18 protein-coding genes are annotated in these 23,004 nt (G+C 72.2%); 6 read left to right on the forward strand and 12 right to left on the reverse strand.

Features of this window, described 5'->3' with window-relative positions; genetic code table 11:
• Nucleotides 1-19 precede the first annotated feature (19 nt).
• The 11 genes from ACZ7M7_RS16800 to ACZ7M7_RS16850 are packed head-to-tail and all read right to left on the reverse strand — an operon-like array spanning nt 20 to nt 10,135.
• The gene (locus tag ACZ7M7_RS16800; protein WP_472117220.1) at nt 20-1,069 is read right to left on the reverse strand and encodes a Rieske 2Fe-2S domain-containing protein; all 1,050 of its coding nucleotides are present in this window, start codon (nt 1,067-1,069) and stop codon (nt 20-22) included.
• Between the two features lies 1 nt (nt 1,070).
• Nucleotides 1,071-1,304, reverse strand: coding sequence for a recombinase-like helix-turn-helix domain-containing protein (locus ACZ7M7_RS16805; protein ID WP_383627526.1), 234 nt, complete (start codon nt 1,302-1,304; stop codon nt 1,071-1,073).
• A gap of 17 nt (nt 1,305-1,321) precedes the next feature.
• Nucleotides 1,322-2,269, reverse strand: a complete 948-nt coding sequence (locus ACZ7M7_RS16810) for a PDR/VanB family oxidoreductase (RefSeq protein ID WP_472117223.1) — start codon at nt 2,267-2,269, stop codon at nt 1,322-1,324.
• A 13-nt stretch (nt 2,270-2,282) separates the two neighbouring features.
• Nucleotides 2,283-3,908, reverse strand: a complete 1,626-nt coding sequence (locus ACZ7M7_RS16815) for a thiamine pyrophosphate-binding protein (RefSeq protein WP_472117226.1) — start codon at nt 3,906-3,908, stop codon at nt 2,283-2,285.
• A gap of 11 nt (nt 3,909-3,919) precedes the next feature.
• On the reverse strand, nt 3,920-4,711 hold the full coding sequence (locus tag ACZ7M7_RS16820; RefSeq protein WP_472117229.1) for an SDR family oxidoreductase: 792 nt from the start codon (nt 4,709-4,711) through the stop codon (nt 3,920-3,922).
• 26 nt (nt 4,712-4,737) lie between these two features.
• On the reverse strand, nt 4,738-5,487 hold the full coding sequence (locus tag ACZ7M7_RS16825; RefSeq protein ID WP_383601924.1) for an SDR family oxidoreductase: 750 nt from the start codon (nt 5,485-5,487) through the stop codon (nt 4,738-4,740).
• On the reverse strand, nt 5,480-6,001 hold the full coding sequence (locus tag ACZ7M7_RS16830) for a cupin domain-containing protein (RefSeq protein WP_383627519.1): 522 nt from the start codon (nt 5,999-6,001) through the stop codon (nt 5,480-5,482). Before ACZ7M7_RS16830 ends, ACZ7M7_RS16825 begins: the two co-directional genes overlap by 8 nt.
• Before the next feature lie 15 nt (nt 6,002-6,016).
• The gene (locus tag ACZ7M7_RS16835; RefSeq protein WP_472117233.1) at nt 6,017-6,835 is read right to left on the reverse strand and encodes an alpha/beta fold hydrolase; all 819 of its coding nucleotides are present in this window, start codon (nt 6,833-6,835) and stop codon (nt 6,017-6,019) included.
• Nucleotides 6,832-7,653 (reverse strand): aspartate dehydrogenase domain-containing protein, encoded by an 822-nt coding sequence (locus ACZ7M7_RS16840; protein ID WP_472117236.1) that lies wholly within the window; start codon nt 7,651-7,653, stop codon nt 6,832-6,834. The genes ACZ7M7_RS16835 and ACZ7M7_RS16840 overlap by 4 nt, the downstream gene beginning before the upstream one ends.
• Nucleotides 7,650-8,624: a VOC family protein gene (locus ACZ7M7_RS16845; protein WP_472117239.1), complete on the reverse strand. Its 975-nt coding sequence runs from the start codon at nt 8,622-8,624 to the stop codon at nt 7,650-7,652. Before ACZ7M7_RS16845 ends, ACZ7M7_RS16840 begins: the two co-directional genes overlap by 4 nt.
• Before the next feature lie 23 nt (nt 8,625-8,647).
• Nucleotides 8,648-10,135 (reverse strand): aldehyde dehydrogenase, encoded by a 1,488-nt coding sequence (locus ACZ7M7_RS16850; protein ID WP_472117242.1) that lies wholly within the window; start codon nt 10,133-10,135, stop codon nt 8,648-8,650.
• Between the two features lie 322 nt (nt 10,136-10,457).
• Between ACZ7M7_RS16850 and ACZ7M7_RS16855 the strand changes: the two genes are divergently transcribed.
• The 3 genes from ACZ7M7_RS16855 (at nt 10,458) to ACZ7M7_RS16865 (ending at nt 14,513) form a co-directional block, all read left to right on the forward strand.
• Nucleotides 10,458-11,861: an MFS transporter gene (locus ACZ7M7_RS16855; protein ID WP_472117244.1), complete on the forward strand. Its 1,404-nt coding sequence runs from the start codon at nt 10,458-10,460 to the stop codon at nt 11,859-11,861.
• Between the two features lie 101 nt (nt 11,862-11,962).
• The gene (locus tag ACZ7M7_RS16860) at nt 11,963-12,664 is read left to right on the forward strand and encodes a class I SAM-dependent DNA methyltransferase (RefSeq protein WP_472117247.1); all 702 of its coding nucleotides are present in this window, start codon (nt 11,963-11,965) and stop codon (nt 12,662-12,664) included.
• Nucleotides 12,665-12,716: 52 nt separating this feature from the next.
• Entirely contained in the window at nt 12,717-14,513 is a 1,797-nt protein-coding gene (locus ACZ7M7_RS16865; RefSeq protein ID WP_472117250.1) for a SpoIIE family protein phosphatase, read from the forward strand.
• Between the two features lie 5 nt (nt 14,514-14,518).
• On the opposite strand, the gene ACZ7M7_RS16870 is transcribed toward ACZ7M7_RS16865, so the two are convergent.
• Nucleotides 14,519-16,201 (reverse strand): tetratricopeptide repeat protein, encoded by a 1,683-nt coding sequence (locus ACZ7M7_RS16870; RefSeq protein WP_472117253.1) that lies wholly within the window; start codon nt 16,199-16,201, stop codon nt 14,519-14,521.
• Nucleotides 16,202-16,488: 287 nt separating this feature from the next.
• Here ACZ7M7_RS16870 and ACZ7M7_RS16875 point away from each other — a divergent pair, with 287 nt between their 5' ends.
• The 3 genes from ACZ7M7_RS16875 to ACZ7M7_RS16885 all read left to right on the forward strand — a co-directional run bounded on the left by ACZ7M7_RS16875 (nt 16,489) and on the right by ACZ7M7_RS16885 (nt 22,914).
• A complete protein-coding gene (locus ACZ7M7_RS16875; RefSeq protein ID WP_472117256.1) occupies nt 16,489-19,014 on the forward strand; it encodes a SpoIIE family protein phosphatase in 2,526 nt (841 codons plus the stop codon).
• A 175-nt stretch (nt 19,015-19,189) separates the two neighbouring features.
• Nucleotides 19,190-21,967: a SpoIIE family protein phosphatase gene (locus tag ACZ7M7_RS16880; RefSeq protein ID WP_472117259.1), complete on the forward strand. Its 2,778-nt coding sequence runs from the start codon at nt 19,190-19,192 to the stop codon at nt 21,965-21,967.
• 134 nt (nt 21,968-22,101) lie between these two features.
• Nucleotides 22,102-22,914 (forward strand): chitosanase, encoded by an 813-nt coding sequence (locus tag ACZ7M7_RS16885; RefSeq protein ID WP_472117262.1) that lies wholly within the window; start codon nt 22,102-22,104, stop codon nt 22,912-22,914.
• Nucleotides 22,915-23,004 lie beyond the last annotated feature (90 nt).

Below are 23,004 nucleotides of genomic sequence, written 5' to 3' on the forward strand. Positions count from 1 at the left end.
CGCCCCCCCGCCCGGGGGGTCAGGCGGCCGGACCCGCCGCGACCGTCTCGGACCGCTGCGCCGACGCGGACTGCTGCGCCGCCTGGGCCTGGTAGAGGCGCCGCAGGCGGACCACGCCGAGGTCGTGCTGGTAAAGGTTCTCGTACTGGTCGGCGTCGGCGGGCATGGCCTCCAGCATGACGCGATCCTGTTCCAGGACCTGCCAGTGGCGTTCCTCGATGAGCGTCTTGTAGAGGAACCGCCAGTTGTCGCGCTGCCAGCCGTCGACCCTGCGGTAGCGCCAGAAGAAGACCCCGGTGCGTTCGGCGTCCACCGGGCAGGCCATGCCGACGATGCCGAAGGCGCCGCCCGGCCCCGCCGACGACGGGTACGGAATGGACAGGTCCACCCAGTCGACTCCGGTCCGGCACAGCTCCACCCAGTCGAAGTTGACGCCCCGCTGGTCGGTCTTCTCGAAGAAGTAGCCGCGCTCGGTCTCCCGGATACGGAACTTCGCCCGGGTGTCGCCGTCGTACATGGTGTGCGACTCGTGGTGCAGGAAGGCGCCGTGCATCGGGTCGAGGAGGTTCTCCATGGCGTAGCGCCACGGCACGTTCCACTCGGCGTAGCACAGGAAGGCTGAGACAGCGGGGTCGGTGAGCGGTTCGGGGAGGGTCAGGTCCGCCGGCTCCGGGTGCTCCTCGTCGCCGAAGTAGGCGAGGATCGCGCCGCCGACCTCGCGCACCGGCAGGGACGTGACGAGTGTCTTGCCCTCCAGGTTGCAGCCGGGCAGGCCGGGTACGGAGGTGACCGTGCCGGAGCCGTCGACCTCGACTCCGTGGTACCAGCACGCCACCCGGTCGCCCAGGTGTTTGCCGAGGGAGAGCGGCGCGCCGCGGTGCGGACAGCGGTCGGCAAGCATCGACAGGGTGCCGTCTGCCTTGCGGAACAGCAGCCAGTTCTCGCCGAGGGCGGTGACCTTGCGCAGACCGCCGGGCGCGACGAAGTGGGAGGGGACGACCGGGTGCCACTGGTTGCGCAGGCCGTGGGCGTAGACGTGGTCCGCGGTGTCGGATACGGAAAGTGGCATGTCAGGCTCCCAGGCGGTGTATCTCGGTACGGAAGGTCTCCTCGGTCCAGGGCTCCCCGGACGGGGTGCGGACCTGCCGGGCGTTCAGCCCGGCGACGACGTCGGCCAGTTCGTGGCCGTCGTGGGTGAAGATCTCCTCCAGCGTCCGGGCGAGCTTCTGCTCGTAAGGGGTGGGCTCGTGGTCGCGGGTCTGGTGCGGGGCGAGGTGGGGCCAGGGGGTGGCTTCGGTGGTCATCAGGGTCTCCGTACGGGTCACAGGTCCAGGACGAGGCGGTCGGAGGCGCACCGGGAGACGCAGAGCATCATCGTCTTGCCGGTGGCGCGTTCGGCGTCGCTGAGCAGGAAGTCACGGTGGTCGGGGGTGCCGGCGAGCACGCGGGTCTCGCAGGAGCCGCAGATGCCGTCCCGGCAGGAGGAGTTGACGTTCAGCCCGGCGTTCTCGGCGGCCTCCAGGACGGAGGTGGTGGCGTCGACGGTCAGGGTCACGCCCGACGTTCGGCACTCGACCTCGAAGGCGGTGTCGTCGCCGGTGCGCTCGACGACGGGGGCGGCGAACCGCTCCACCCTCAACTGCCCGGCGGGGCACGCCTCTTCGACGGCGTTGAGCAGGGGTTCCGGCCCGCAGCAGTAGACCAGCGCGTCGGCCGGCAGGTCGCGAAGGACGGCCGCCAGGTCGGGGTGGCCACGCTCGTCCTGCGGTACGACGGTCACCTCGCCGGTGAGTGCGGACAGCTCGGCGCCGAAGGCCATCGAGGCCCGGGACCGGCCGCCGTGGACCAGGCGGTACGGGATGCCGTCGCGGTCCGCCTGGCGGGCCATGGCCAGGATCGGGGTGATGCCGATGCCGCCGGCGAGGAGGACGTACGAGGAGGCGGGCTCCAGCGCGAAGTGGTTGCGCGGGCCGACCGCACGGACGCCCTGCCCGGGGCGGAGCTTGGTGTGTACGTGCCGCGAACCGCCGCGCGAGGAGGGCTCGTTGAGGATGCCGAGACGGTACGTGGTCGAGTCGGCGGGGTCGCCGCAGAGGCTGTACTGGCGGACGAACCCGCCGATGTGCAGGTCCAGATGGGCGCCCGGGGTCCAGGCGGGCAGCGGCTTGCCGTCCGGCCGGGTCAGTTCGACGGAGAGCACGCCGTCCGCCTCCCAGGTCATCCGGCGGACGAGGAGGTCGAGTTCGTGCTCGTCGGCAGTGGTGGTCATGACGGTGGCCTCCCTACGCGGTGGGGATCTTGACGGGCGGGGTGAACGGGTTCTTCATCGGGCCGAGCGCGGCGAGGTCGACCTCGACGAGGGTCGGGCCGTCGGCGGCGAGGGCAGCCTTCAGGACCGGCGCGGCGTCGGCCGGGGCGGCGATGCGGGCGTACGGCAGTGCGCAGGCGGCGGCGAGCGGGCCGAAGTCGGGCGTGAACAGGTCCACGCCGGAGCGGCGTTCGGCGTACTTGTCCTGCATGTTGCGCAGCACCCCGTACCCGCCGTCGTTGAAGACGATCAGGGTCAGGCGGGGCCGTTCCTGCGCGACGGTGAGGAGTTCACCGAAGTGCACGGCGAGGCCACCGTCGCCGGCGATCACCACGGTCGGCTCATCAGGGCGGGCGAGCGCGGCGCCGATGCCCATGCCGAGGCCCTGTCCGATGCCGCCGCCGCGCGGGAAGACGTTGGCGCGGGGGTCGTGGATCGGCAGGAGCCGGTTGCCCCAGGAGGACGACGGGATGGTGACGTCGCGGGCGACCACCGTGCCGCGCGGCAGGGCGGCGGCGAGGGCGTCGCAGATCGCGGCCTGGGGTCCGATGCCCTCGTGCAGGGCTGCTCGGACCTCCTCGCGGACAGCGGTGACACGGGCCGTCCAGTCGGTGTCGGCACGGACGGCTTCCCCGGTCAGGGTGGGCAGGACGCCGGCCGCGTCGCCGTGCAGGGCATGGCGTGCCGGGTAGACCCGGCCGAGGGCGTCCGCGTCCACGTCGATCTGAATGTGCGCGTCGGGAAGCTTCAGGCCGTAGTCGGCGGTCTCGTTGGACCGGAAGTGGGTGCCGACGGTGACGAGGACGTCGGCGTCGGCGAGCAGGGCGCGGGCGGCGGGTGTGGTGGCGAAGTTGCCGATCACGAGGGGGTGGTCCTCGGGAACGGAGCCACGCCCGGAGTTGGACGTGAGCAGTCCGGCGCCGGTCGCCTCCAGCAGCGCGAGGAGTTCCGGCCGGGCACGGCACGCTCCGCCACCGGCCCAGATCAGCGGGCGTCGGGAGCCGCTCAACAGCGCCTGTGCGGCGGCGAGTTCGGTGGCATCCGGGGAGGGGCCCGAGGCTCCGGGCCCGGCCTCTTGCGGATCCTCCTGTGCCGCGTACTGCAGGTCGATCGGCCACTCCACGCTGGCGGGGCCTCCGGGCACCGCGAGTGCCGCCGACGTCGCCTCGCGCAGGACGCGCCCGGCATCACGAGCGGAGCTGACGGTGGCCGCGTACGCCGACACCGCGCTCAGCATGCCGAGTTGGTCCTTGGTCTCGTGGATGAAGCCCCGCCCGCTGCCCAGGTACGCCGACTCGACCTGCCCGGTGACGTGCAGGACGGCCGTGCCGGACGCCAGTGCCTCGATCAGCGAGCCGGCGGCGTTCCCCGCGCCCGTGCCGGTCGAGGTGAGGGCGCAGCCGATCGAGCCGCGTGCCCGTCCGTAGCCGTCGGCCGCGTTGACGGCGGTCGCCTCGTGCCGGACCGGTACGAAGCGCAGATGCCGGTCGACGGCCTCCACGAGCGGCAGGTTGTGTACCGACACGACGCCGAAGACGGTGTCGATGCCGAGGGATTTCAGGTGGGCTACGAGGAGTTCGCCCCCGTTGTCGTACTGCATGGGAAGAGTCCTCACAGGATGCCGCGGCCGACTCCGCCGCAGACGTCGATGCTGGTTCCGGTGATGTACGAGGCGCGCGGGGAGAGCAGCGCGACGATCGCGTAGGCGACCTCCTCGGCGCGCCCGAGACGTCCGAGGGCGACCCCGCGGTCGGCGGCGAGTTCGGCCTGCCACTCCTCGTACGTCAGGCCGCCGTCCGTGGCGGCGTGGCGGCGGGTCCACTGGCCGGTGTCGATCAGGCCGAGGCAGACGGAGTTGACCCGGATGCCGTCGCCGGCGAGTTCGACGGAAAGGGTTTTGGAGAGGTTGAGGATGCCTGCGCGTGCTGCGCTGGTGGTGATCAGCCGGGTCTCGGGCTGCTTGGCGAGGACCGCGTTGACGTTGACGACGGCGGCCGTGTCCGAGGCGCGCAGGTAACTCCGGGCGGCGGACAGCGGGTTGAGCACACCGGCGAACTTCAGCTCCAGTTCGTCGCGCCAGTCCTCGGCGGTCGTCTCGTCGAGGCGCTTCATACGGGACTGGCCCGCGTTGTTGACCAGACCGTCGAGTCCGTCGCCGAAGTGCCCGGCGGCTTCCTCCGTGAAGTGCCGTACGGCAGCCGCGTCGCGGACGTCGCACGCTCCGGTGAACAGCCGGTCGGGGCCCGCGCCGAGCCAGGCGGCGGCCTTGTCGAGCCGTTCGGGGTCGCGCCCGCAGGTGGCGACGCGGGCGCCCTCGTCGAGCAGGGCGCGGACCGTGGCCAGGCCGACGCCCGAGCTGCCGCCGGTGACCAGGACGGTGCGGCCGGCAAGGCCGAGATCCATGACGTACTCCTTGCAGATCGGGTGGTTCAGTGCATGGTGAAGCCGCCGTTGACGGCGATCACTTGGCCGGTGAGGTACCGGGATTCCGCGGAGAGGAGGAAGGAGACGAGGCCGGTCAGGTCGTCGGGCTGCTGCGGTCTGGAGATGGCACGGCGCTCGGCGTAGAGCGCGTGACGCTCGGGCGGGACCGTCTCGGTGGCCTCGACCTCGGTGAGGCCGGGGGCGACCGCGTTGACGGTGATGCCCCGCTCCCCCAGTTCGCGGGCCATGGCCCGGGTGAGGGAGATGACCGCGCCCTTGGAGGCGATGTAGTGGGCGAGACGCGGCGAGCCGTGAAGGGCCGCGTCCGAGGCGATGTTGACGATCCGGCCGGGCCGGGTCATCAGCGGCAGCAGGTGCTTGGCGACGAGCCAGGGTCCGCGTGCGTTGACCGCCATGAGCCGGTCCCAGGTCTCGACGTCGATGTCCTGGAACTCCTTGCCGCCCACGCCGTTGGCGAGGGCCGCGTTGTTGACCAGGCCGTGGACCGGGCCGGTGACGGCCAGCCGGTCCGCTAGCGCGGCGACCGACTCCGGGTCGGCGACGTCGAGCGGTACGAACTCCGCCGTGCCGCCCGCCTGTCGGATCCGCGTGGCCGTACGCTCGCCCCACTCTTGGTTGAGCTCGGCGACCACGACCCGGAATCCGTCGGCCGCCGCCCGGCGGGCCATGGCCTCCCCCAGGCCACGGCCCGCCCCGGTCACGACGACCGTGCGCGCAGAGCTCTGCTCAGTCACGGGTGACGCCGTACAGCGGCGAGTACTCGGGGTAGGTCGGCACCTGCGGCTTCTGCGTGCCGATGATCACGCAGAACAGCGCGTCGGTGTCGCCCTCGTTCTTCAGGGAGCGGGTGACGCCGGCCGGCACCACGATCATGTCGCGGTAGCCGAGGGTGCGGTACTCGACCTCGTCCGGGCCGCGGTGGATGCCGACGCGGACCTGTCCCTCCAGGACGAAGAACGCCTCCTCGACGTCGTGGTGGGTGTGGGCGGGGCCCTCGGCGCCGGGCGGCAGCAGCATGTTGGAGAAGGTGAAGCCGCCGGAGGGGAGGATCCGGTTGTCGTTGTCGTGGTTGCCGGTGGCGCCGGAGCCGACGTAACGGATCTGCGCGCGCTTGTACTGCGGACCGGCCTTCTCCTGGAAGGACAGGGTGCCCCAGTCGGGCTCGCGGGAGTCCTTGGTGGCGATCAGGGCGTCGGTGTACTTGGTGAGGTCGCCGCCGTTGTCGTACTCGGTGGTGGTCAAAGGCATGGGATTCGGCCCTTCCTAGCGGTGGGTGACGGTCTGTCGGTGGGTGGCGATGTGCAGATGGGAGGCGAGCCAGGCGTTGACGTGCTCGGGCTGCTCCTGGTTGGCCAGGTGACCGGCGTCCTTGACGATCACGTACGCGGTCCTGTGCAGACCGCCGGCCAGGACCTGTGAGGCGTCGGGACCGGTGACCCGGTCCTGGTCGCCGCACAGGACGAGGGTGGGCGCGGTGACGCGGTGCAGTTCGCCGCGCAGGTCGGTGGTGGCCATGGCCTCGGCGGCGTGGCCGTAGCCGGGCAGTCGGACGGCGGCGGCCATGGTGGCGGTGACGCGCTCGACGAGGTCGGCGGGCGCGGCGGCGGTCAGCAGGCGCGGACCGCGGACCGCTGCGAAGGCGTCCGGGCCGAGCCGGGCGAGCTCGCCCGCGCGGTCCCGCATCGCGGCCGCCTTGTCGGGATCGGTGCCGGAGCCGGGCGTCGAGGCGACGGCCATCAGCGACTCGACCAGGTCCGGGTGCCGTACCGCGAGCCGCAGCGCGATGACGCCGCCCCAGGAGACGCCGAGGACGTGGGCGGCGCCGCCGCGAGTACGGATCACTTCCGCCGCGAGGTCGGCGTAGTCGTCCATCGTCAACGGGTCGGTCGGGTCGGCCGACTTGGCGTATCCGGGAGCGTCCCAGGCGACCATCCGGTACGACCCGCTCAGCGCCGCGAACTGCGGGGCGAAGGCGGCCGAGGACGAGCCGATGCCGTGCAGGCACAGCATCAGCGGGCCGCTGGCCCCCGCCTCCTCCAGGTGGAGCCCGGCCAGGTCGTACGGGGCCGCAGGGGCGGTCACAGGATCTGCCCCGTCCGGCCGGCGAGCGCGGCGAGGGAGCGCAGTACCGCGTACGGGACGACCTGGCTGGTCGCAGGGTTGGCGGCGTCGGGCAGGTGCCGTACCTCGAAGCGGTAGGTGCCGTGCGTGCCGCTCGCCTCCACCACATGGGAGGTGTGTGCGGCGGCGGGGTCGGCGACGACGCTCACCCGCACCGCGTCCAGGTCTCCGGTCGCGAGGGCCACGGACGCGGCCACGTTCGTCGACTTGGGGAACTTCACGGGTACGTCCCGCGCGGTGCCGGCCATCACCTCGACCGGCCCGGTGGCCGACCGCATCCGGTCGAGCAACTCCTCGTCCATCCACGGCTGTTCGAGGGTGGACGGCAGCTTGGTGGTGGTCAGCCGTACTTCGTCGAGGGGGCCCATGGCGCGTACGGCCTGGAGCAGGTCGAGGCCGCCGACTGCGCCGCCGGTGAAGTACACCCGGCCCGGGCCGGCGTTCAGGAGCTCCTTCGCCAACTGCTCGTCCGTGAGCGCCCCGGTCGAGGCGACGAGCAGGTCCGTGCCGGTGGCGAGGATCGCCGTGCCCCACTCCCGTACGACGCCCTGTCCGGCGGCCTCGACGATCAGGTCGCAGGATTCCAGGGCCTGTTCAAGGGTGCGCTGCGGTGCCGGGACCGAGTCGCCGAGCGGCCGGTTGTCGATCACGCAGACCAGTTCGGCGCCCGGAATCCCGCCCGCGGCGAGGGCACCGCCGACGACACGGCCGATGGCGCCCCAGCCGATGAGGCCGACTCGGCGGGGGGTGGCGGCCCGGCCAGGTGCGGTGCTGTTCATGCGGGGACTCCTTCGGCATCGGCTGCGGCATCGACTGCGGTGTCGGCTTCTGCGTCGACGGGCGGGACGACGGGGCTGCCGTCCGGCGTGCCCGCCATGTGCGCGCGGATCTGCGGGGAGGGCGGGCCTGCTGTGCCCCACACGTCGGAGAGTTCGGGTGTGCGCCGCCACACCTTGCAGATCCAGGCGTCCTCGACGACCTGGGCGACCTCGGAGGTGTACTCGCAGACGAGGCCGGTCGGGTCGGTGAAGTAGGAGAAGGTGTTGTTGCCCGGCCCGTGCCGCCCGGGACCCCACTCGGGGGTGACGCCGTGGTGCCGGAGCCGGCCGAGGCCGCGCATGAAGTGGTCGACCGACGTCATCTCGTACGCCACGTGGTTGAGCGACACCCAGGGCGCCTGGTTGAAGGCGATGCTGTGGTGGTCGGCGCTGCAGCGCAGGAACGCCATCTGGTGCTCGGACCAGTCCGAGACGCGCATGCCCAGGACGTCCCGGTAGAAGGCGACCGAGGCGTCGATCTCGGGCGTGTTGAGCACGGCGTGGGTGACGCCGACCGGCACGGCTGCATCGCGTCCGCGGGCCGTGACGGCCCAGGTCTCGGCGGAGAGTTCGATGAGCCGTCCGTCGATGTCGTGGAAGCGCAGGCCGTAACCGCCCCCGACCTGGTCGAGCCGTCCGGGCCCGCTGACCGGCGTGATGCCGCGCGCTTCGAGTCGCCGTGCGGCTTCGTCGATCTCGGCGGGAGTGGCCACGGCGAAGGCGAGCCGGCCGAGGCCGATCCGGTCGGCGCGGGTGAGCTGGAGGGCATGGTGCTCGTCACCGGTGCCGCGCAGCCAGCTCGTACCGGGCTCGGCCTCGACGACCTCCAGCCCCCACACCTCCTCGTAGAAGTCGGTGGCCTGCGTGAACTCCGGGGTGAGCAGCTCGACCGAGCGCAGGGCGCGCAGCCGGGCTATCGGGGGGTGAGTCATGGTGAGGGTCTCCGGGGTGCGTTTCAGTTGGCCCAGGGCAGGGGCGTGGATTCGGTGCCCCAGTACAGGGACTTCTGCCGCTGGTAGGAGCGGATGAGGTCGCGGCCCTTCTCGGTGCCGAGGCCGCTGTCCTTCATCCCGCCGAAGGGGGTGGAGATGGAGAACTGCTTGTAGGTGTTGATCCAGACGGTCCCCGCGTCGATGCGCCGGGCGAGCCGCCAGGCGGCGCGGGCGTCACGGGTCCAGATGCCGCAGGCCAGCCCGTACACGCTGTCGTTGGCCTGCCGCACCAGGTCGTCCTCGTCGTCGTAGGGCAGCGCGACGAGGACCGGGCCGAAGATCTCCTCCTGGCAGGTCCGGGCGGAGTTCGGCAGGCCGTCGATGACGGTCGGCAGGTAGTAGGCGCCGTCGGCGTAGGCCTCCCCCGCCGGGATCGCGCCCCCGCACAGGACGCTCCCGCCCTCCGCCCGGGCGAGATCCACGTACGCGGCGACCGCGTCCCGGTGCCGGTGATGGACGAGGGGGGCGACCTGGGTGTCGGGGTCGGTCCCGGGCCCGACGCGCAGCTTGCGCACGCGCTCGACGAGCTCGGCGACGAAGGAGTCGTACAGGGACCGGTGCACGAAGAGCCGGGAGCCGGCGATGCAGGACTGGCCGCTGGAGGAGAAGACCCCGAACATCACGCCCGCGAGGGCCTGCTCGACGTCGGCGTCCTGGCGGACGATGGTCGGTGACTTGCCGCCGAGTTCCAGCGAGGCTGGGGCGAGCTTGTCGGCGGCGGTGCGGGCGATGGCGCGGCCGGTGGCGGTGCCGCCGGTGAAGCCGATGCGGCGCACGAGCGGGTGGGTGACGATCGCGTCCCCGACGACACGCCCCTTGCCGGGCAGCACGGACAGCAGCGCGGTCGGCAGCCCCTCCTCGGCGAGCACTCGGTGGACCAGGCGGCCGAAAGCCAGGGAGACGAGCGGGGTCCACTCGGCCGGCTTCAGCAGCACCGCGTTCCCGCCGGCGAGGGCCGGGGCGACCTTCTGGGCGTCGGAGGCGATCGGCGAGTTCCACGGGTTGATCGCGCCGACCACGCCGATCGGCTCGTGCACGCTCATCGTGACGTACGGCCCCCGGGCGGGGGTGAGCGAATCCTCGGCGGTCTCCAGTGCGGCTGCCGTGTACCGGAAGGTGGCTGCGGCGCTCAGCGCGAGCGCCCGGGTCTCGGTGAGCGTCTTGCCGGTGTCGGCGGTCTGCAGGGCGGACAGATCGTCGGCGTGCTCCTCGATCAGGTCGCCGATGCGGTGCAGGACGCGGGCGCGCCGGTGCGGGAGCAGGTCCCGCCACGCGGGCGCCGCCACGGCCTTTGCGGCTGCCTCGGCCGCCTCGTCGACATCGGCGGGCGAGGCGGCGTGGACGGTGGTGATCGGGGTGCCGTCGGCGGGGTTCACGGTCTCGATCGGCGCGCCCGTGCCGCGCCTGAAACACCCCGCGATGAGGATCTCGTCGACTGGCGTGCGCGGCATGGCAGGACCTCCGGATCGGATGTATCGAAGTGCTGAACATCTAAGGGCTTAACTATTTTCACCGCAAGGGGAACCCGGCAAGTTTTTTGCACGACGTGAGGAAGAACCCTTGACTGGCCGCTCCACAGACGGGATAAAACTTGAGCGCTGAGAGATTTAGCGCTTAGCCAGATGGCCTGTGTGGCCCCGATCTCCGAGCCCCGTCCCCCTCTGTCGCCGAGCCGGCGTACGGCTGTCCAGCCACCGCCGACCGGCCCGAACCGTCCCGTGCGTATCCTGTGCCTTTCCCAGCACCCCGTGCGCGGGTCCGGAGGACCCCTCCATGACGACCGACACTCCCCATGCCACCGCGGGCCGGCCCGCGGACACCGCGGCGCTCGTCGCCGCGATCGGCGCCCGCTTCGAACGCCTGCCGCTGTGCCGGTGGCACGTCACCGTCCGGCTCATCATCGGCGCGGTGACCTTCTTCGAGGCCTTCGACCAGTTGCTCATCGCCTACGCCCTGCCCGAACTGCGCGCCGAGTGGCAGCTGACCACCGGGCAGACCACGTCCCTGATCACGGTCGGCTCCCTGGGCATGCTCGTCGGCGCACTCCTCTCCGGCCGCCTGGCCGACCGCATCGGCCGGGTGAAAGTGATCGCGGCGTGCATCGCCCTTTCCAGCTTCAGCAGCCTGCTGCTCACACTGTGTGACTCGCCGGGGCCGTTCATGGCACTGCGCTTCGTGCAGGGTCTCGCCATCGGGGGCGAGGTGCCGGTCGCGGCCACCTTCATCGCCGAGATCACCCGCGCCCACAAACGGGGCCGCTTCGTCCTGCTGTACGAGCTGGTCTTCCCGGCGGGTCTGACCGCGTGCGCCGTGCTGGCCTGGTGGCTGATGCCGATCCTCGGCTGGCGCTGGATGTTCGGCCTCGCCGCGATCCCCGGCGTCCTGTGCGTCCTGGTGACCCGCTTCGTGCCCGAGTCGCCGCGCTGGCTCGCGGACCACGGCAGGCACGAGGAGGCGCTGGCGACGATGGCGTCGATCGAGACGAAGGTCGAGCGGATCACCGGCGAGCCGTTGCCGCAGCCGGCGCCCGCGGCCCCCGTCGCACGGCAGTCCGCCGCCAAGGGCGGTCTGCGCGAGCTGCTGTCCGGCCGCTATCGCAAGCGCACCCTGGTCGTCTGCGTCCTGTGGTTCTGCGGCTACTTCGTCAACTACGGCATCTCGTCCTGGCTGCCCACCATCTACGGCTCCCGGTTCCACCTGGACCTGTCCGACGCGCTGCTGTACTCGACCGTGACGTCCTGCGCGGGCTTCCTCGGCTGCCTCGCCGTCGCCCTGACCGTGGACCGCGTCGGCCGCCGGCACACCGTCACCTGGTGTCTGGGCGGCGCCGCCCTCAGCCTGCTCTGCCTCGGCCTGTTCGCGGGCGGCTCGGCGAGCAGCGTGCTGATCTGGACGTCCCTGTCGGCGGTGTTCTTCTTCGGCGCCAACATCTGCCTGTACCTGTACACCCCCGAACTCTTCCCGACCCGGATGCGGGCCCTCGGCACCAGCCTCGGCGGCGCCGTGAACCGGCTCGGCGTCATCCTCGGCCCGATCGTCGTCGGCGCGGTGTACGCGGGCGGCGCCCTCGGCACCGTCTTCGTGACCCTCGCCGCGGTCGCACTGGTCGGGGCGGTCACGGCAGGGGTGGCGGCGGAGGAGACGAGCGGCCGGCGATTGGAGGACGTGGCGCCGTAGATCCCCGGCATGACGGACACGCCGACCGCCGGGATCCAACGAGCCCCGGCGGTCGGCACCGAACCGTCCTCACCTATAGGAATTCAGGGAAATAGCCCATAATGCCTGCAAGGAGAACCCTTGTGAGCAATCCCGCCGACGAGCTCGACTACCGGACCCTGCGGCTCGACCGGACCGGTCAGGCCGAGGCCTTCGACGCCATCGGCGAGCGCTATGACGAAGCCTTCCCGCACAAGGAAGGGCAGGTCGCGGACGCGGAGTGGCTCATCGGGTCGCTGCCGCCCGGATCCCGGGTACTGGACCTCGGGTGCGGCACCGGCCTCCCGACCGCACGCCGGCTGGCGGAAGCGGGCTTCGACGTCGTCGGAGTGGACCTGTCGGAGCGGATGGTCGCGCTGGCCCGCGATCATGTGCCCGGCGGCGAGTTCCACCGGGCGGACATCGCGGACCTGCGGCCCTCAGGCTCCCTGGACCTCGGCCGCTTCGACGCGCTGACCGCCTTCTTCGCCCTGCTCATGCTGCCCCGCCCCGAGATCCCCCTCGCCCTGCAGACCGTCCGCCACCTGCTGGTTCCGGGCGCACCGTTCGCGCTGTCGATGGTGGAGGCCGACGTGGACGACTTCGCGATCCCGTTCATCGGCAGCAGCATCCGCGTCTCCGGCTATCTGCGGGACGAGCTGCGCGAGGTCGTCGAGTCGGCGGGCTTCGAGATCGTCGGGGAGTCCTCGTACACCTACGCTCCGGCGGTCGCCGACATCCAGCCCGAGGTACAGATCTTCCTGCGGTGCGTACGGCACTCCTGACGACCCCTGACCCGCCCGCCCCGGCGCAGGCCGCACGGACGGAAGGACAGGCATGACGAAGCAGCTCGGAGGTGGTGATCCCGCGCCGCCGGCCACACAGGCTTCCCCCGGCACCCCCCTCGCCGGCGGACCCGACGACGCCGAGCCGCACATCGACAGGCTCCGCTACCTCGACGCGGCGACCCGCCGCATCGCCCGGGGCATGGACCTCGACGAGACCCTGCACGAACTGTGCGGCGCGGCCGTCCCGGCATTCACCGACACCGCGTTCGTCCACCTGTACGCACCCCTGCCGGTCGGGGACGAGGCGGGCGCCGCCGCCGGCGTCCTGCGGCTGCACAGCGCGGACCGCGCGTCACCTCCGGACCCGGGCACCCGGTATTCCGGACCGCCCCCGACCGACATACGCGCCGTCCCGGCGGCAGAGGTCGTGAACCCCGCCGCCGACGGCCTGCTCAGCAAGCTCCTTCAGGACGGGCGGCCGGTGTTCGGAAACACCCCGGGCGTCACCTCCGCGGCGGCCGAGCTGCTGGGGACGGCGAGCGCTCCCCCGGCGGTGCCGCCCGGGCGCCGGCTGATCATCGCCCCGCTGCACGGCCGCAGCCACGTCCTGGGCAGCGTCGTCCTCATCCGCGGAACCGGCCGCCCGGAGTTCACCGACGACGACCTGATCGTCGCCTCCCAGCTCGCCACGCACACCGCACTCGGGCTGGAGAAGGCGATGCTCTATGAGCGTGAGGCGGCCATCGCGGACACGTTGCAGCGCACCATGCTCCCGCCGTCCCTGCCGGAGGCGCCCGGTGTCCGACTGGCCAGCCGCTATCTGCCGTCCTCGCGGACCGCGCAGGTCGGCGGCGACTGGTACGACGCGATCCCGCTGCCCGGCAACCGGGTCGCCCTGGTCATCGGCGATGTGATGGGCCACTCCATGACCTCGGCCGCGATCATGGGCCAGCTGCGCACCAGCGTGCAGACCCTGGCCGGGCTCGATCTGCCCCCGGACGAGGTACTGCACCATCTGGACGAGCAGGCGGGCCGGCTGGGCAGCGAGCACACGGCGACCTGCCTGTACGCCATGTACGACCCCGTGCAGCACCGGCTGGTGGTGTCCAGCGCCGGCCATCTGCCCCCGGTGCTGCTCCATCCCGACGGCCGGGCGGAGGTTCTCCACGTCCCGCCCGGGGCGCCGATCGGCGTCGGCAGCGGCGGATTCGAGTCCGTCGAGACGCACGCACCGGCCGGTGCGACCCTGCTGCTCTACACCGACGGCCTGGTCGAGTCCCGCGACTCGGACGTACTGGCCGGCGTTGAGGCGCTGCGTGCACGGTTGCGCGCGGCCGCGTCCGGGTCCGTGCCGCCGGCGCTCGAGGACCTGTGCGACGAGGCGCTCGGCGCGCTGGGCACGGGTGACCGGGACGACGACATCGCGCTGCTCGCCGCCCGCTTCGAGGGGATCCTGCCGGAGACCGTCGCGTACTGGTACATGGCGCCCCGCCCGCAGACCGCGGGCCAGGCCCGTCGGCTGACCCGCCGGACGCTGGACCACTGGGGACTGGAGTCCTTGGTGGAGACGACCGAGCTGATGGTCAGCGAGGTGGTGGCGAACGCAGTGCGCTTCGCGTCCCGGCCGATCACCCTGCGGTTGCTCTGCACGGACGTGCTGCGCTGCGAAGTGGGCGACGACTCGCCGATCGTGCCGAGGATGCGGCACGCCCGGCTGAGCGACGAGGGCGGCAGGGGCCTGTTCCTGGTGGACCAGCTGTCACAGCGCTGGGGCGCGACGAGGGTGAGCACGGGCAAGGTGGTCTGGTTCGAACAGCCCCTGCCCGACGCATCCACGGGTGACTGAACCCGTCAGTCGGCGCAGCAGTCGCCCTCGGTGCCGCCTGCGGTGATCGCGTCGAGTCGGCAGAAGCAGGAGGCCTCGACCGGTACGTCCGCCAGCGCGGCGGCGAGACGCAGCTGCCGGCCCACGATCTGGGCCTCCCCTGTCCGGCCCAGGCGCGTCAGGCACTCGTGCAGGCCGTGCAGGGACCAGACGTTGTTGGGGTGCTGAAGGGCGCGCGGGAGGGTGCCGTCGAGGCCGAGGTCGGCCCGGTAGACCGCCTCGGCTTCCTCGACCCGGCCCTGCTCGAGAAGGAGGGCGCCGTAGGCGTGCCGGGTGGGCTGCATCCAGCCCCACGGTTCGTCGTAGGGGAGGTTGTCGTCCAGTGCGATGGAGCGTTCCAGCGCGGCGAAGGCGGCGTCGTGGTTGCCCTTGCGGTATTCCAGTTCGCCGTCGAGCATCGCCGAGGCGATCGCGAGGATGTCGGCGCAGGTGTTGTTGAAGAGCATGCGGGTCTCGGGGACCCGGGCGACGGCCTCGTGGAAGAGCCGGCGTTCCGTCTCGGCCTCCGGGACGCGGCGGGTCGAGGACAGGGCGACGCCGCGGGCGTAGTGGAGCATCGCGGTCGTCACGCAGTACAGCTCGGGGTCGGCGGGCATCGGCAGGGCGAGGATGTCGTGCCAGCGGCCGAAGCGGATCAGGGCGTGGAACCGCATGCCGAGGAAGGCCTCGAGCCAGTCGGCCATGGGCGGACTCGGCACGCGCAGCAGGTCTTCGGGGATGGACGCCTCGAGTTCCGCGGCCGTCCTGAGAGCGACTTCCGACTGGCCGAGGAACATCGCGCCGTAGATCTTGAAGTGGTAGTTGTGCGAGCGGTACAGGGTGTAGAAGTTCATCGCGCCGGCCCGGGCGTGGTACTTCTCGTCGACCGCGATCGCCGTCGTGTTGTCCGAGACCACCCGCCGGTAGTCGCCGCAGAGCACCTCCAGGTGCGAGGGCATGTGGTGCAGATGCCCGGCGTCGGGCACCAGCCCGCGCAGCCGGTCCGCGATCGACAGGGCGGCTTCGGGGGTCGGGGACATCTCCATCAGGTGGATGTACAGGTGGACCAGGCCCGGGTGGTCGCGTCCCGCGTCGGTGGCGAGGGCGCGTTCGAGGACGGCCCTGGCCGCCACCGTGCGTGCGCCTTCGGCCGGCTCGCCGGTCCTGAGGTCCCACAGCTGCCAGGGGGTGAGGTTCATCAGGGCGTCGGCGTACAGGGTGGCGACGTCCAAATCGTCGGGGGCGAGCTCGTAGACCGAGCGCATGCTGTCGGCATAGGGGGCGTTCCAGACCGAGCAGTCGTCGACGGCCTTCGCCTGCGGGTAGCGGGCACGCAGTGCGCCGATCAGGGCCTGCTCGACGGGTGTGGCGGCGGCCGCCTTCTCGTGGGCCGTCTCCACGGCGGCGTGGGTGCGGTCGACGGTGCGCACCAGGTCCTCGTCGTCGAAGAACTCCCACGGCTTGTTGTAGTTCGGGCCGAGCGCGTAGGCGATGCCCCAGTGGGCCATCGCGCAGTCGGGGTCGGCCTCGGCAGCCGCCTGGAAGCAGGCGACGGCCTCCTCGTGGTGGAAGGCGTACGTCCACATCAGCCCGCGGTCGAACCAGAGTTGGGCCTGCGCCGAAGAGGTGGTCACGGAGCGTGTGTAGGTGCCGAGGTCGTAGTACTCCATGGCTCTGTCTCCTGCCTGTGCGCCCCGCCGGTCTGTTCCCGAGTCTTCCCGAGAGCACCGGGACTCGCACCGACAACGGCGACAGGCCCTGCCCGGTTGCGGGGAGGCTGCCCTTTCGGGCGCCTGCGTCGGTCCGCGTCATCCTGGGTACCCGGCACGGTGGTGCGGTGACGAGCCCGGTGCCGCGACCGGGTGTTCGGTTCGTGCCGCCCAGGTGCGGGCGGGGGGCCTCGTGGCGCATTCTTGCTGTGTCGCGCGCGTGACGGCGTACGGACGAGGTAGGGCCGATGACTGGGAGCGCCGAGGGCGCAGAGCGGGCGCCGGGCAGGCTGGCGGCGCTGCTGATCGATGCCTCGGCGGAGGCGATCAGCGCGACCGGTGCCCACGCCGGTGGGGTCTATCTGCGCTCAGGCACGCCCGGCCTGCTGCGTCTGGCGGTGCTGGAAGGGCTGCCGGGGCCGTTGTTCCGGCCGTGGTGGCGGGTGCATGTGGACCGGCCGTTCCCCGTCGCTGACGCCTATCGGCTCGGGGTCGAGGTGGCGCTGCCCAACGCGACGGAGACGATGCGCCGCTATCCCCAGTTCGCGGCCGGGTTGCCGTTCCCGTTCGGGTCCCTGCACGTTCCCGTCGCGGGTGCCTCGAGCGTCTTCGGTGTGCTGACCGTGCTGCTGCCGTCGGCGGCGGACGGCACCGAGCTGATGCCCCTGCGCGACCGCGTCGCGCGGCTGGCCGAGGAGCTGGGGGTGGCACTCGAGAAGCTGGAGGACCAGGACGCGTCGGCGGTGTCCTGGGAGAGCGGGCCCCTGTGTCTGCGGCCCCCGGCCGGCCGCCCTCCGTCCGGGCAGCTCGGGCGGTTCACCTGGGATCCGGTGACGGGCGTCCTGGCGGCGGACGAGCGGCTGAACGTCGTACTCGGCATGGCTGAGGCGGAGGCCCACAGCACCGCCGAGGCGTTCGCGGACGCGGTCGCTCCGGCTGACGCGGTGCGGATCCTGGCGGCGCTGCGGGAGGCAGCCGGTGGCCGGCCGCCCGCGCTGCCGCTGTATGTGCGCTCGGCGGACGGGGCACTACGCCTGGTCGAGGTCTGGGGGCCGCACGACGATTCCGCACGCTCCCGTTCGACGAACGTACGGGGCGTGGTGGTCGACCCGGGGCCGGGCGCGGTGGCGGACGCGGCGGCCGATCTGCTGCCGGACGGCGTGCTGTGCCTGGACCGGCTGGGGACGGTCGTCTACGCGAATCCGCACGCGGCGCGGCTGCTGCGCCGGCCACGCACCGAGCTGCTGGGCCGGGCTCTGTGGGAGGGCGTGCCGTGGCTCAACCAACCCACCCTCGAGGACCATATGCGCGGCGCGCTGCTGTCCCCGGATCCGGTGCACTTCCACGTGCGCAGACCGTCCGCGCAGGTCCGTGAGCGCGCCACCCACCCGGTGGCGGGAGACTGGCTCGCCCTGTCCATCTATCCCGGCCCGGACATTCTGACCTGCACGATCCGTCTGGGGCACCGCGTCGCGGACAGCCCGTCAGGCGCCCCGGAGGCGCACGGCACCCCGGCCCCGACCGGTGCGCCCTCGCTGGCCCCGCTGTACCGCCCGATCGTGCTTGCCATCGCGCTGACCGAGGCGGTCACCGCCCGTCAGGTGTCGGCGGTGGTGATGCGGGAGCTGCTGCCCGTGTTCGGCGGCCGACGGCTCGCCATCTACCTGCTGCAGGAGCGGCATCTGTACCTGGCCTGGGAGACGGGCTTCCCCAAGGGGTTCCTCGCCCCGTTCGACGGGGTCGGGCTGGACGAGCGGCTGCCCGGGGTCGAGACGCTGACCAGCGGGCGCCCGCTGTTCTTCGACTCGATGCAGGAGCTCTCCGACGCCTATCCGGGCATCGCGCTGGACGCGACGGAGGGGGCCCGGGCCTTCCTGCCGCTGATCGCCTCCGGGCGCCCCGTCGGGTCCTGCATCCTCGGCTTCGACCGGCCGCGCAGTTTCAGCACCGAGGAGCGCACGGTGCTCACCGCCATGGCCGGACTGATCGCCCACGCCATGGAGAAGGCGCAGCGCTACGAGAGCGAGGCCGCGCTCGCCCGTGGGCTGCAGCAGGCGCTGCTCCCGCGGCGGCTGTCGCAGCATCCGCTGATGGAGACCGCCGGACGCTATCTGCCCGGCACCCAGGGCATGGAGGTGGGCGGTGACTGGTACGACGTCGTCGCCGCCGGGGACGGCCTGGCCCTGGTCATCGGCGATGTGCAGGGGCACGGCGTGCAGGCGGCGGCCACCATGGGCCAGCTGCGCAGCGCCGTGCGGGCCTTCGCACTCGGCGACCGGCCGCCCGACGAGGTCATGAGCGGCACCAACCACCTGCTCATCGACCTCGACGCCGGCCTGTTCGCGAGCTGCTGCTACATCCGGCTCGACCCGAGGAGCGGCATCGCCCAGGCCGCCGTGGCCGGGCATCCGCCACCGCTGCTGCGCCGCCCGGACGGCCGTACCCATGTCGTCGACCTGCCCGGCGGGGTCGTGCTAGGCGTGGATCCGCAGGCCACCTATCCCGTGGCGGAGCTGCGGATGGAGCCGGGCGCCGTCCTCGCGCTGTACACGGACGGGCTGGTCGAGCGGCCCGGCGCCGACATCGACGACGGCATCAGCGCACTGCGGGTGGCGCTGGCCAAGGCGGGTGCCCCCGGTGCCCGGCCGGGCGGACGCTCGCTGGCCGGCGTGGCCGACCGGCTCACCGCGGCGGCCCGGCACATGGCGGACCGCCCCGACGACATCGCGCTGCTGCTCGCCACTCGGCGCGCCACGGCCCTGCGCCCGAGCTGAGGCGCGCGCCGAGGGCAGCGTGCTTCACTCTCGGCGTCGTAACCCTGCTGCGGGGACGGGAGTTGCACCAATCCGGGCATCACACCCGTGGCCGTGGTGTGGGAGAGCCGGCAAGTCCTGTCACGGTCTGTGACGTCTCTCGCCTCCCGGGGCCCGGCAGTGTAGACATGGGCACATGGTCCGACTATTGGGTCGATCCGGGGCCCGGTCGGCCCCTCGTCCCAGCGGTCTGCGCACACGCGGTGCGTCCGACCGCTTCCTTGGAGTGTCCGAGCCGGGGGTCCCGAGCGACGAGCCGGCTCAGGGGCGGCGCAAGGGGTGGTTCTCCGCCCTGCGGGCGGCGGTGGGCGGACGCAGTGTCGCCGGGCAGGTGTTCCTGCTGCAGGTGGTGATCGTGCTGCTGCTGGTCGTCGCCGCGGTGGTGGCGCTGGTGCTGCAGGTGCGCTACGACACCACGCAGGAGGCCCGTAACCGCTCGGTGGCCGTCGCCGAGGCGTTCGCCAACGCGCCCGGCACCCGGGAGGCGCTGAGCAGCCCGGATCCGTCCGCCGTGCTGCAGCCCCGTGCCGAGGCGGCGCGCGAGGCGACGGACGTGGACTTCATCGTCGTCATGAACACCGACGGCATCCGCTACACCCACCCCAAGCCGGACCGGATCGGCAAGCAGTTCGTCGGGAACATCGCACCCGCGCAGGCCGGGCGGGTCGTGACCGAGGAGATCACCGGCACCATCGGACCGCTCGTGCAGGCCGTGGTGCCCATCAAGGCACCCGACGGACAGGTCGTCGGGCTGGTCTCGGCCGGGGTCACCAAGGCGACCGTGGGCGGTACCGCGGACCGGCAGCTGCCGCTGGTGCTGACCGCGGCGGCGGTGGCGCTCGCCCTGTCGACGGCGGGCACGGCACTGGTCAGCAGGCGGCTGCTGCGGCAGACGCACGGTCTCGGACCGCACGAGATGACGCGGATGTACGAGCACCACGACGCCGTCCTGCACGCCGTGCGGGAGGGCGTGATCATCGTCGGCACCGAGGGTCGGCTGCTGCTCGCCAACGACGAGGCGCACCGCCTGCTCGACCTGCCCGCCGACGCCGAGGGACACCGGGTGCTGCACCTCGGCCTCGCCCCCGACACCGCCGAACTGCTGGACTCCGGCCGGATGGCCACGGACGAGGTGCACCTGGTCAAGGACCGGCTGCTGGCGGTCAACCAACGCCCCACCACCCTGCGGGGCCGCCCGTCCGGCAGCGTCGCCACCCTGCGGGACTCGACCGAGCTGCGGGCCCTGTCCGGCCGGGCCGAGGAGGCCCGCGAGCGCCTGAACATGCTGTACGACGCCGGTGTGGGCATCGGCACCAGCCTGGACGTCACCCGCACCGCCGAGGAACTGGCGGAGCTGGCGGTGCCCCGGTTCGCGGACTTCGCCACCGTCGACCTGTACGAGGCCGTGCTGGGGGGCGGGCAGCCGGAGGCGGCGACGCGGCTGCGCCGCACGGCGAGCAGCGGCATACGCAAGGACGCGCCGCTGTACCCGGTGGGTGAGCAGCTGAGGTTCGTCGACTCCTCGCCGCAGGCCCGCGCGCTGAAGGACGGACAGGCCGTCATCGAGCCGCGGCTGGACGAGGCGCCGGGCTGGCGTGCCCAGGACCTGGAGCGCTCGGCACAGGTCGTGGAGTTCGGCATCCACTCCCTGATCGCGGTGCCGCTCAGGGCGGGGTCCCTGGTGCTGGGCGTGGTCAGCTTCTGGCGGTCGCAGAAGGGCGAGCCGTTCGACGCGGACGAGGTGGCGCTGGCCGAGGAGCTGGTCGCCCGGGCCGCGGTGTCGATCGACAACGCCCGCCGGTACACGCGCGAGCACAGCATGGCGGTGACGCTGCAGCGCAGCCTGCTGCCGCGCCGTCTGCCCGAGCAGAACGCCCTGGACATCGCCTACCGGTATCTGCCGGCGCAGGCCGGGGTGGGCGGCGACTGGTTCGACGTGCTGCCGCTGTCCGGCGCCCGGGTCGCGCTGGTCGTGGGGGACGTCGTCGGACACGGGCTGCACGCGGCGGCGACGATGGGCCGGCTGCGTACGGCCGTGCACAACTTCTCCGCCCTGGACCTGCCGCCGGACGAACTGCTCGCGCTCCTCGACGAGTTGGTCGCCCGTATCGACCAGGACGAGGCCCAGGAGGGCGACAGCGCCCCGGTGACCGGCGCGACCTGTCTGTACGCGGTCTACGACCCGGTGACCCAGCGGTGCACGATGGCCCGCGCGGGCCACCCGCCGCCGGCCCTGATCCAGCCGGACGGCACCGTCGGCTTCCCCGACGTGCCCGCCGGTCCCCCGCTGGGCCTGGGCGGGCTGCCGTTCGAGACGGCCGAGCTGGAGCTGGCGCAGGACAGCCGGCTCGTGCTCTACACGGACGGTCTCGTGGAGGACCGTGAACGGGACATCGACGAGGGCCTCGAACTGCTGCGCGACGCTCTGTCCCAGGCCGGCCCGACACCGGAGGAGACCTGCCAGGCCGTCCTGGAGGCCCGGCGCCCGGCCCGGGCCGGCGACGACATCGCGCTGATCGTGGCGGGCACCCGGGCGCTCGGGGCCGACCTGGTCGCCGAGTGGGAGGTGCCGTCCGATCCGGCGGCCGTGGGTCAGGTGCGCTCGGCCGTGACGCGGACGCTTCAGGCGTGGGACCTGGAGGAGCTGTCGTTCACCACGGAGCTGATCCTGAGCGAGCTGGTCACCAACGCGATCCGGTACGGCGGTGAGCCGATCCGCGTGCGCATGCTGCACGACCGCAGTCTGATCTGCGAGGTCTTCGACAGCAGCAGCACCTCGCCGCATCTGCGCTACGCGACCATGACGGACGAGGGCGGGCGCGGACTGTTCCTCGTCGCGCAGCTGGCCGACCGCTGGGGCACCCGGTACCTGCCCGCGGGCAAGGTGATCTGGGCGGAGCAGCCGCTGCCGTAGCCGGCGGCCGTTTGTGCATAGGTACGAACCTTGGACGCGACCGGTGCTCTCACACACGCCTTCTGATAGGAAACCTTCCTATCAGTGTCACGCAACGGCCAACCCCCCACCCCCCACCTCCACTTGGAGCCGCCGTGAAGCACCCAGCACGCACCTCGCGCCGAACTCTGCTCGCCCTGATCGGCGCGTCGCTGGCGTCAGTCCCCCTTCTCAACTCCCCCCGCGCGGCCGCGGCCGCGGTGGGACTCGACGACCCGGCGAAGAAGGAGATCGCCATGAAGCTCGTGTCGAGCGCGGAGAACTCCTCGCTCGACTGGAAGGCGCAGTACAGGTACATCGAGGACATCGGTGACGGCCGCGGCTACACCGCCGGGATCATCGGCTTCTGCTCCGGCACGGGCGACATGCTCGACCTCGTCGAGCTCTACGCGGACCGCCGCCCCGGCAACGTCCTCGCCCCGTACCTGCCGGCGCTGCGCCGGGTGAACGGCACCGACTCGCACGACGGACTCGACCCGAACTTCCCGCGCGACTGGGCCCGGGCCGCGCAGGACCAGGAGTTCCGGCGGGCGCAGGACGACGAGCGCGACCGCGTGTACTTCGGTCCGGCCGCGCGGCAGGGCAGGACGGACGGGCTGCGCACGCTCGGGCAGTTCGCGTACTACGACGCGATCGTCATGCACGGCGACGGCACCGACCCGACCAGCTTCCGCAACATACGCAAGCGCGCCCTGAACCAGGCCCGGCCCCCGGCGCAGGGCGGAGACGAGGTCACGTACCTGCACGCCTTCCTGGACGCTCGGGTATGGGCCATGAAGCAGGAGGAGGCCCACAGCGACACCAGCCGGGTCGACACGGCCCAGCGGGTCTTCCTGCGCGCGGGCAACCTCGACCTGAACCCGCCGCTCGACTGGAAGGTGTACGGGGACAGCTACCACATCGGCTGACCCACCCGCGGGGTGCCGTACGCCCTCGTGCGGTACGGCACCCCGCGTCATGCTCATGCTGTGCAGCCCATAGAATTGATTTATGAGCTC

It is taken from the genome of Streptomyces sp. NPDC111606 (genome assembly GCF_055656945.1).

What these genes read in the sequence shown, in the direction of transcription:
- ACZ7M7_RS16800 (WP_472117220.1), bottom strand. Translation starts at nt 1,069, where the DNA reads ATGCCACTTTCCGTATCCGACACCGCGGACCACGTCTACGCCCACGGC.
- ACZ7M7_RS16855 (WP_472117244.1), top strand. Translation starts at nt 10,458, where the DNA reads ATGACGACCGACACTCCCCATGCCACCGCGGGCCGGCCCGCGGACACC.
- ACZ7M7_RS16860 (WP_472117247.1), top strand. Translation starts at nt 11,963, where the DNA reads ATGCCTGCAAGGAGAACCCTTGTGAGCAATCCCGCCGACGAGCTCGAC.
- ACZ7M7_RS16840 (WP_472117236.1), bottom strand. Translation starts at nt 7,653, where the DNA reads ATGAACAGCACCGCACCTGGCCGGGCCGCCACCCCCCGCCGAGTCGGC.
- ACZ7M7_RS16845 (WP_472117239.1), bottom strand. Translation starts at nt 8,624, where the DNA reads ATGACTCACCCCCCGATAGCCCGGCTGCGCGCCCTGCGCTCGGTCGAG.
- ACZ7M7_RS16850 (WP_472117242.1), bottom strand. Translation starts at nt 10,135, where the DNA reads ATGCCGCGCACGCCAGTCGACGAGATCCTCATCGCGGGGTGTTTCAGG.
- ACZ7M7_RS16875 (WP_472117256.1), top strand. Translation starts at nt 16,489, where the DNA reads ATGACTGGGAGCGCCGAGGGCGCAGAGCGGGCGCCGGGCAGGCTGGCG.
- ACZ7M7_RS16880 (WP_472117259.1), top strand. Translation starts at nt 19,190, where the DNA reads ATGGTCCGACTATTGGGTCGATCCGGGGCCCGGTCGGCCCCTCGTCCC.
- ACZ7M7_RS16805 (WP_383627526.1), bottom strand. Translation starts at nt 1,304, where the DNA reads ATGACCACCGAAGCCACCCCCTGGCCCCACCTCGCCCCGCACCAGACC.
- ACZ7M7_RS16830 (WP_383627519.1), bottom strand. Translation starts at nt 6,001, where the DNA reads ATGCCTTTGACCACCACCGAGTACGACAACGGCGGCGACCTCACCAAG.
- ACZ7M7_RS16810 (WP_472117223.1), bottom strand. Translation starts at nt 2,269, where the DNA reads ATGACCACCACTGCCGACGAGCACGAACTCGACCTCCTCGTCCGCCGG.
- ACZ7M7_RS16815 (WP_472117226.1), bottom strand. Translation starts at nt 3,908, where the DNA reads ATGCAGTACGACAACGGGGGCGAACTCCTCGTAGCCCACCTGAAATCC.
- ACZ7M7_RS16870 (WP_472117253.1), bottom strand. Translation starts at nt 16,201, where the DNA reads ATGGAGTACTACGACCTCGGCACCTACACACGCTCCGTGACCACCTCT.
- ACZ7M7_RS16820 (WP_472117229.1), bottom strand. Translation starts at nt 4,711, where the DNA reads ATGGATCTCGGCCTTGCCGGCCGCACCGTCCTGGTCACCGGCGGCAGC.
- ACZ7M7_RS16865 (WP_472117250.1), top strand. Translation starts at nt 12,717, where the DNA reads ATGACGAAGCAGCTCGGAGGTGGTGATCCCGCGCCGCCGGCCACACAG.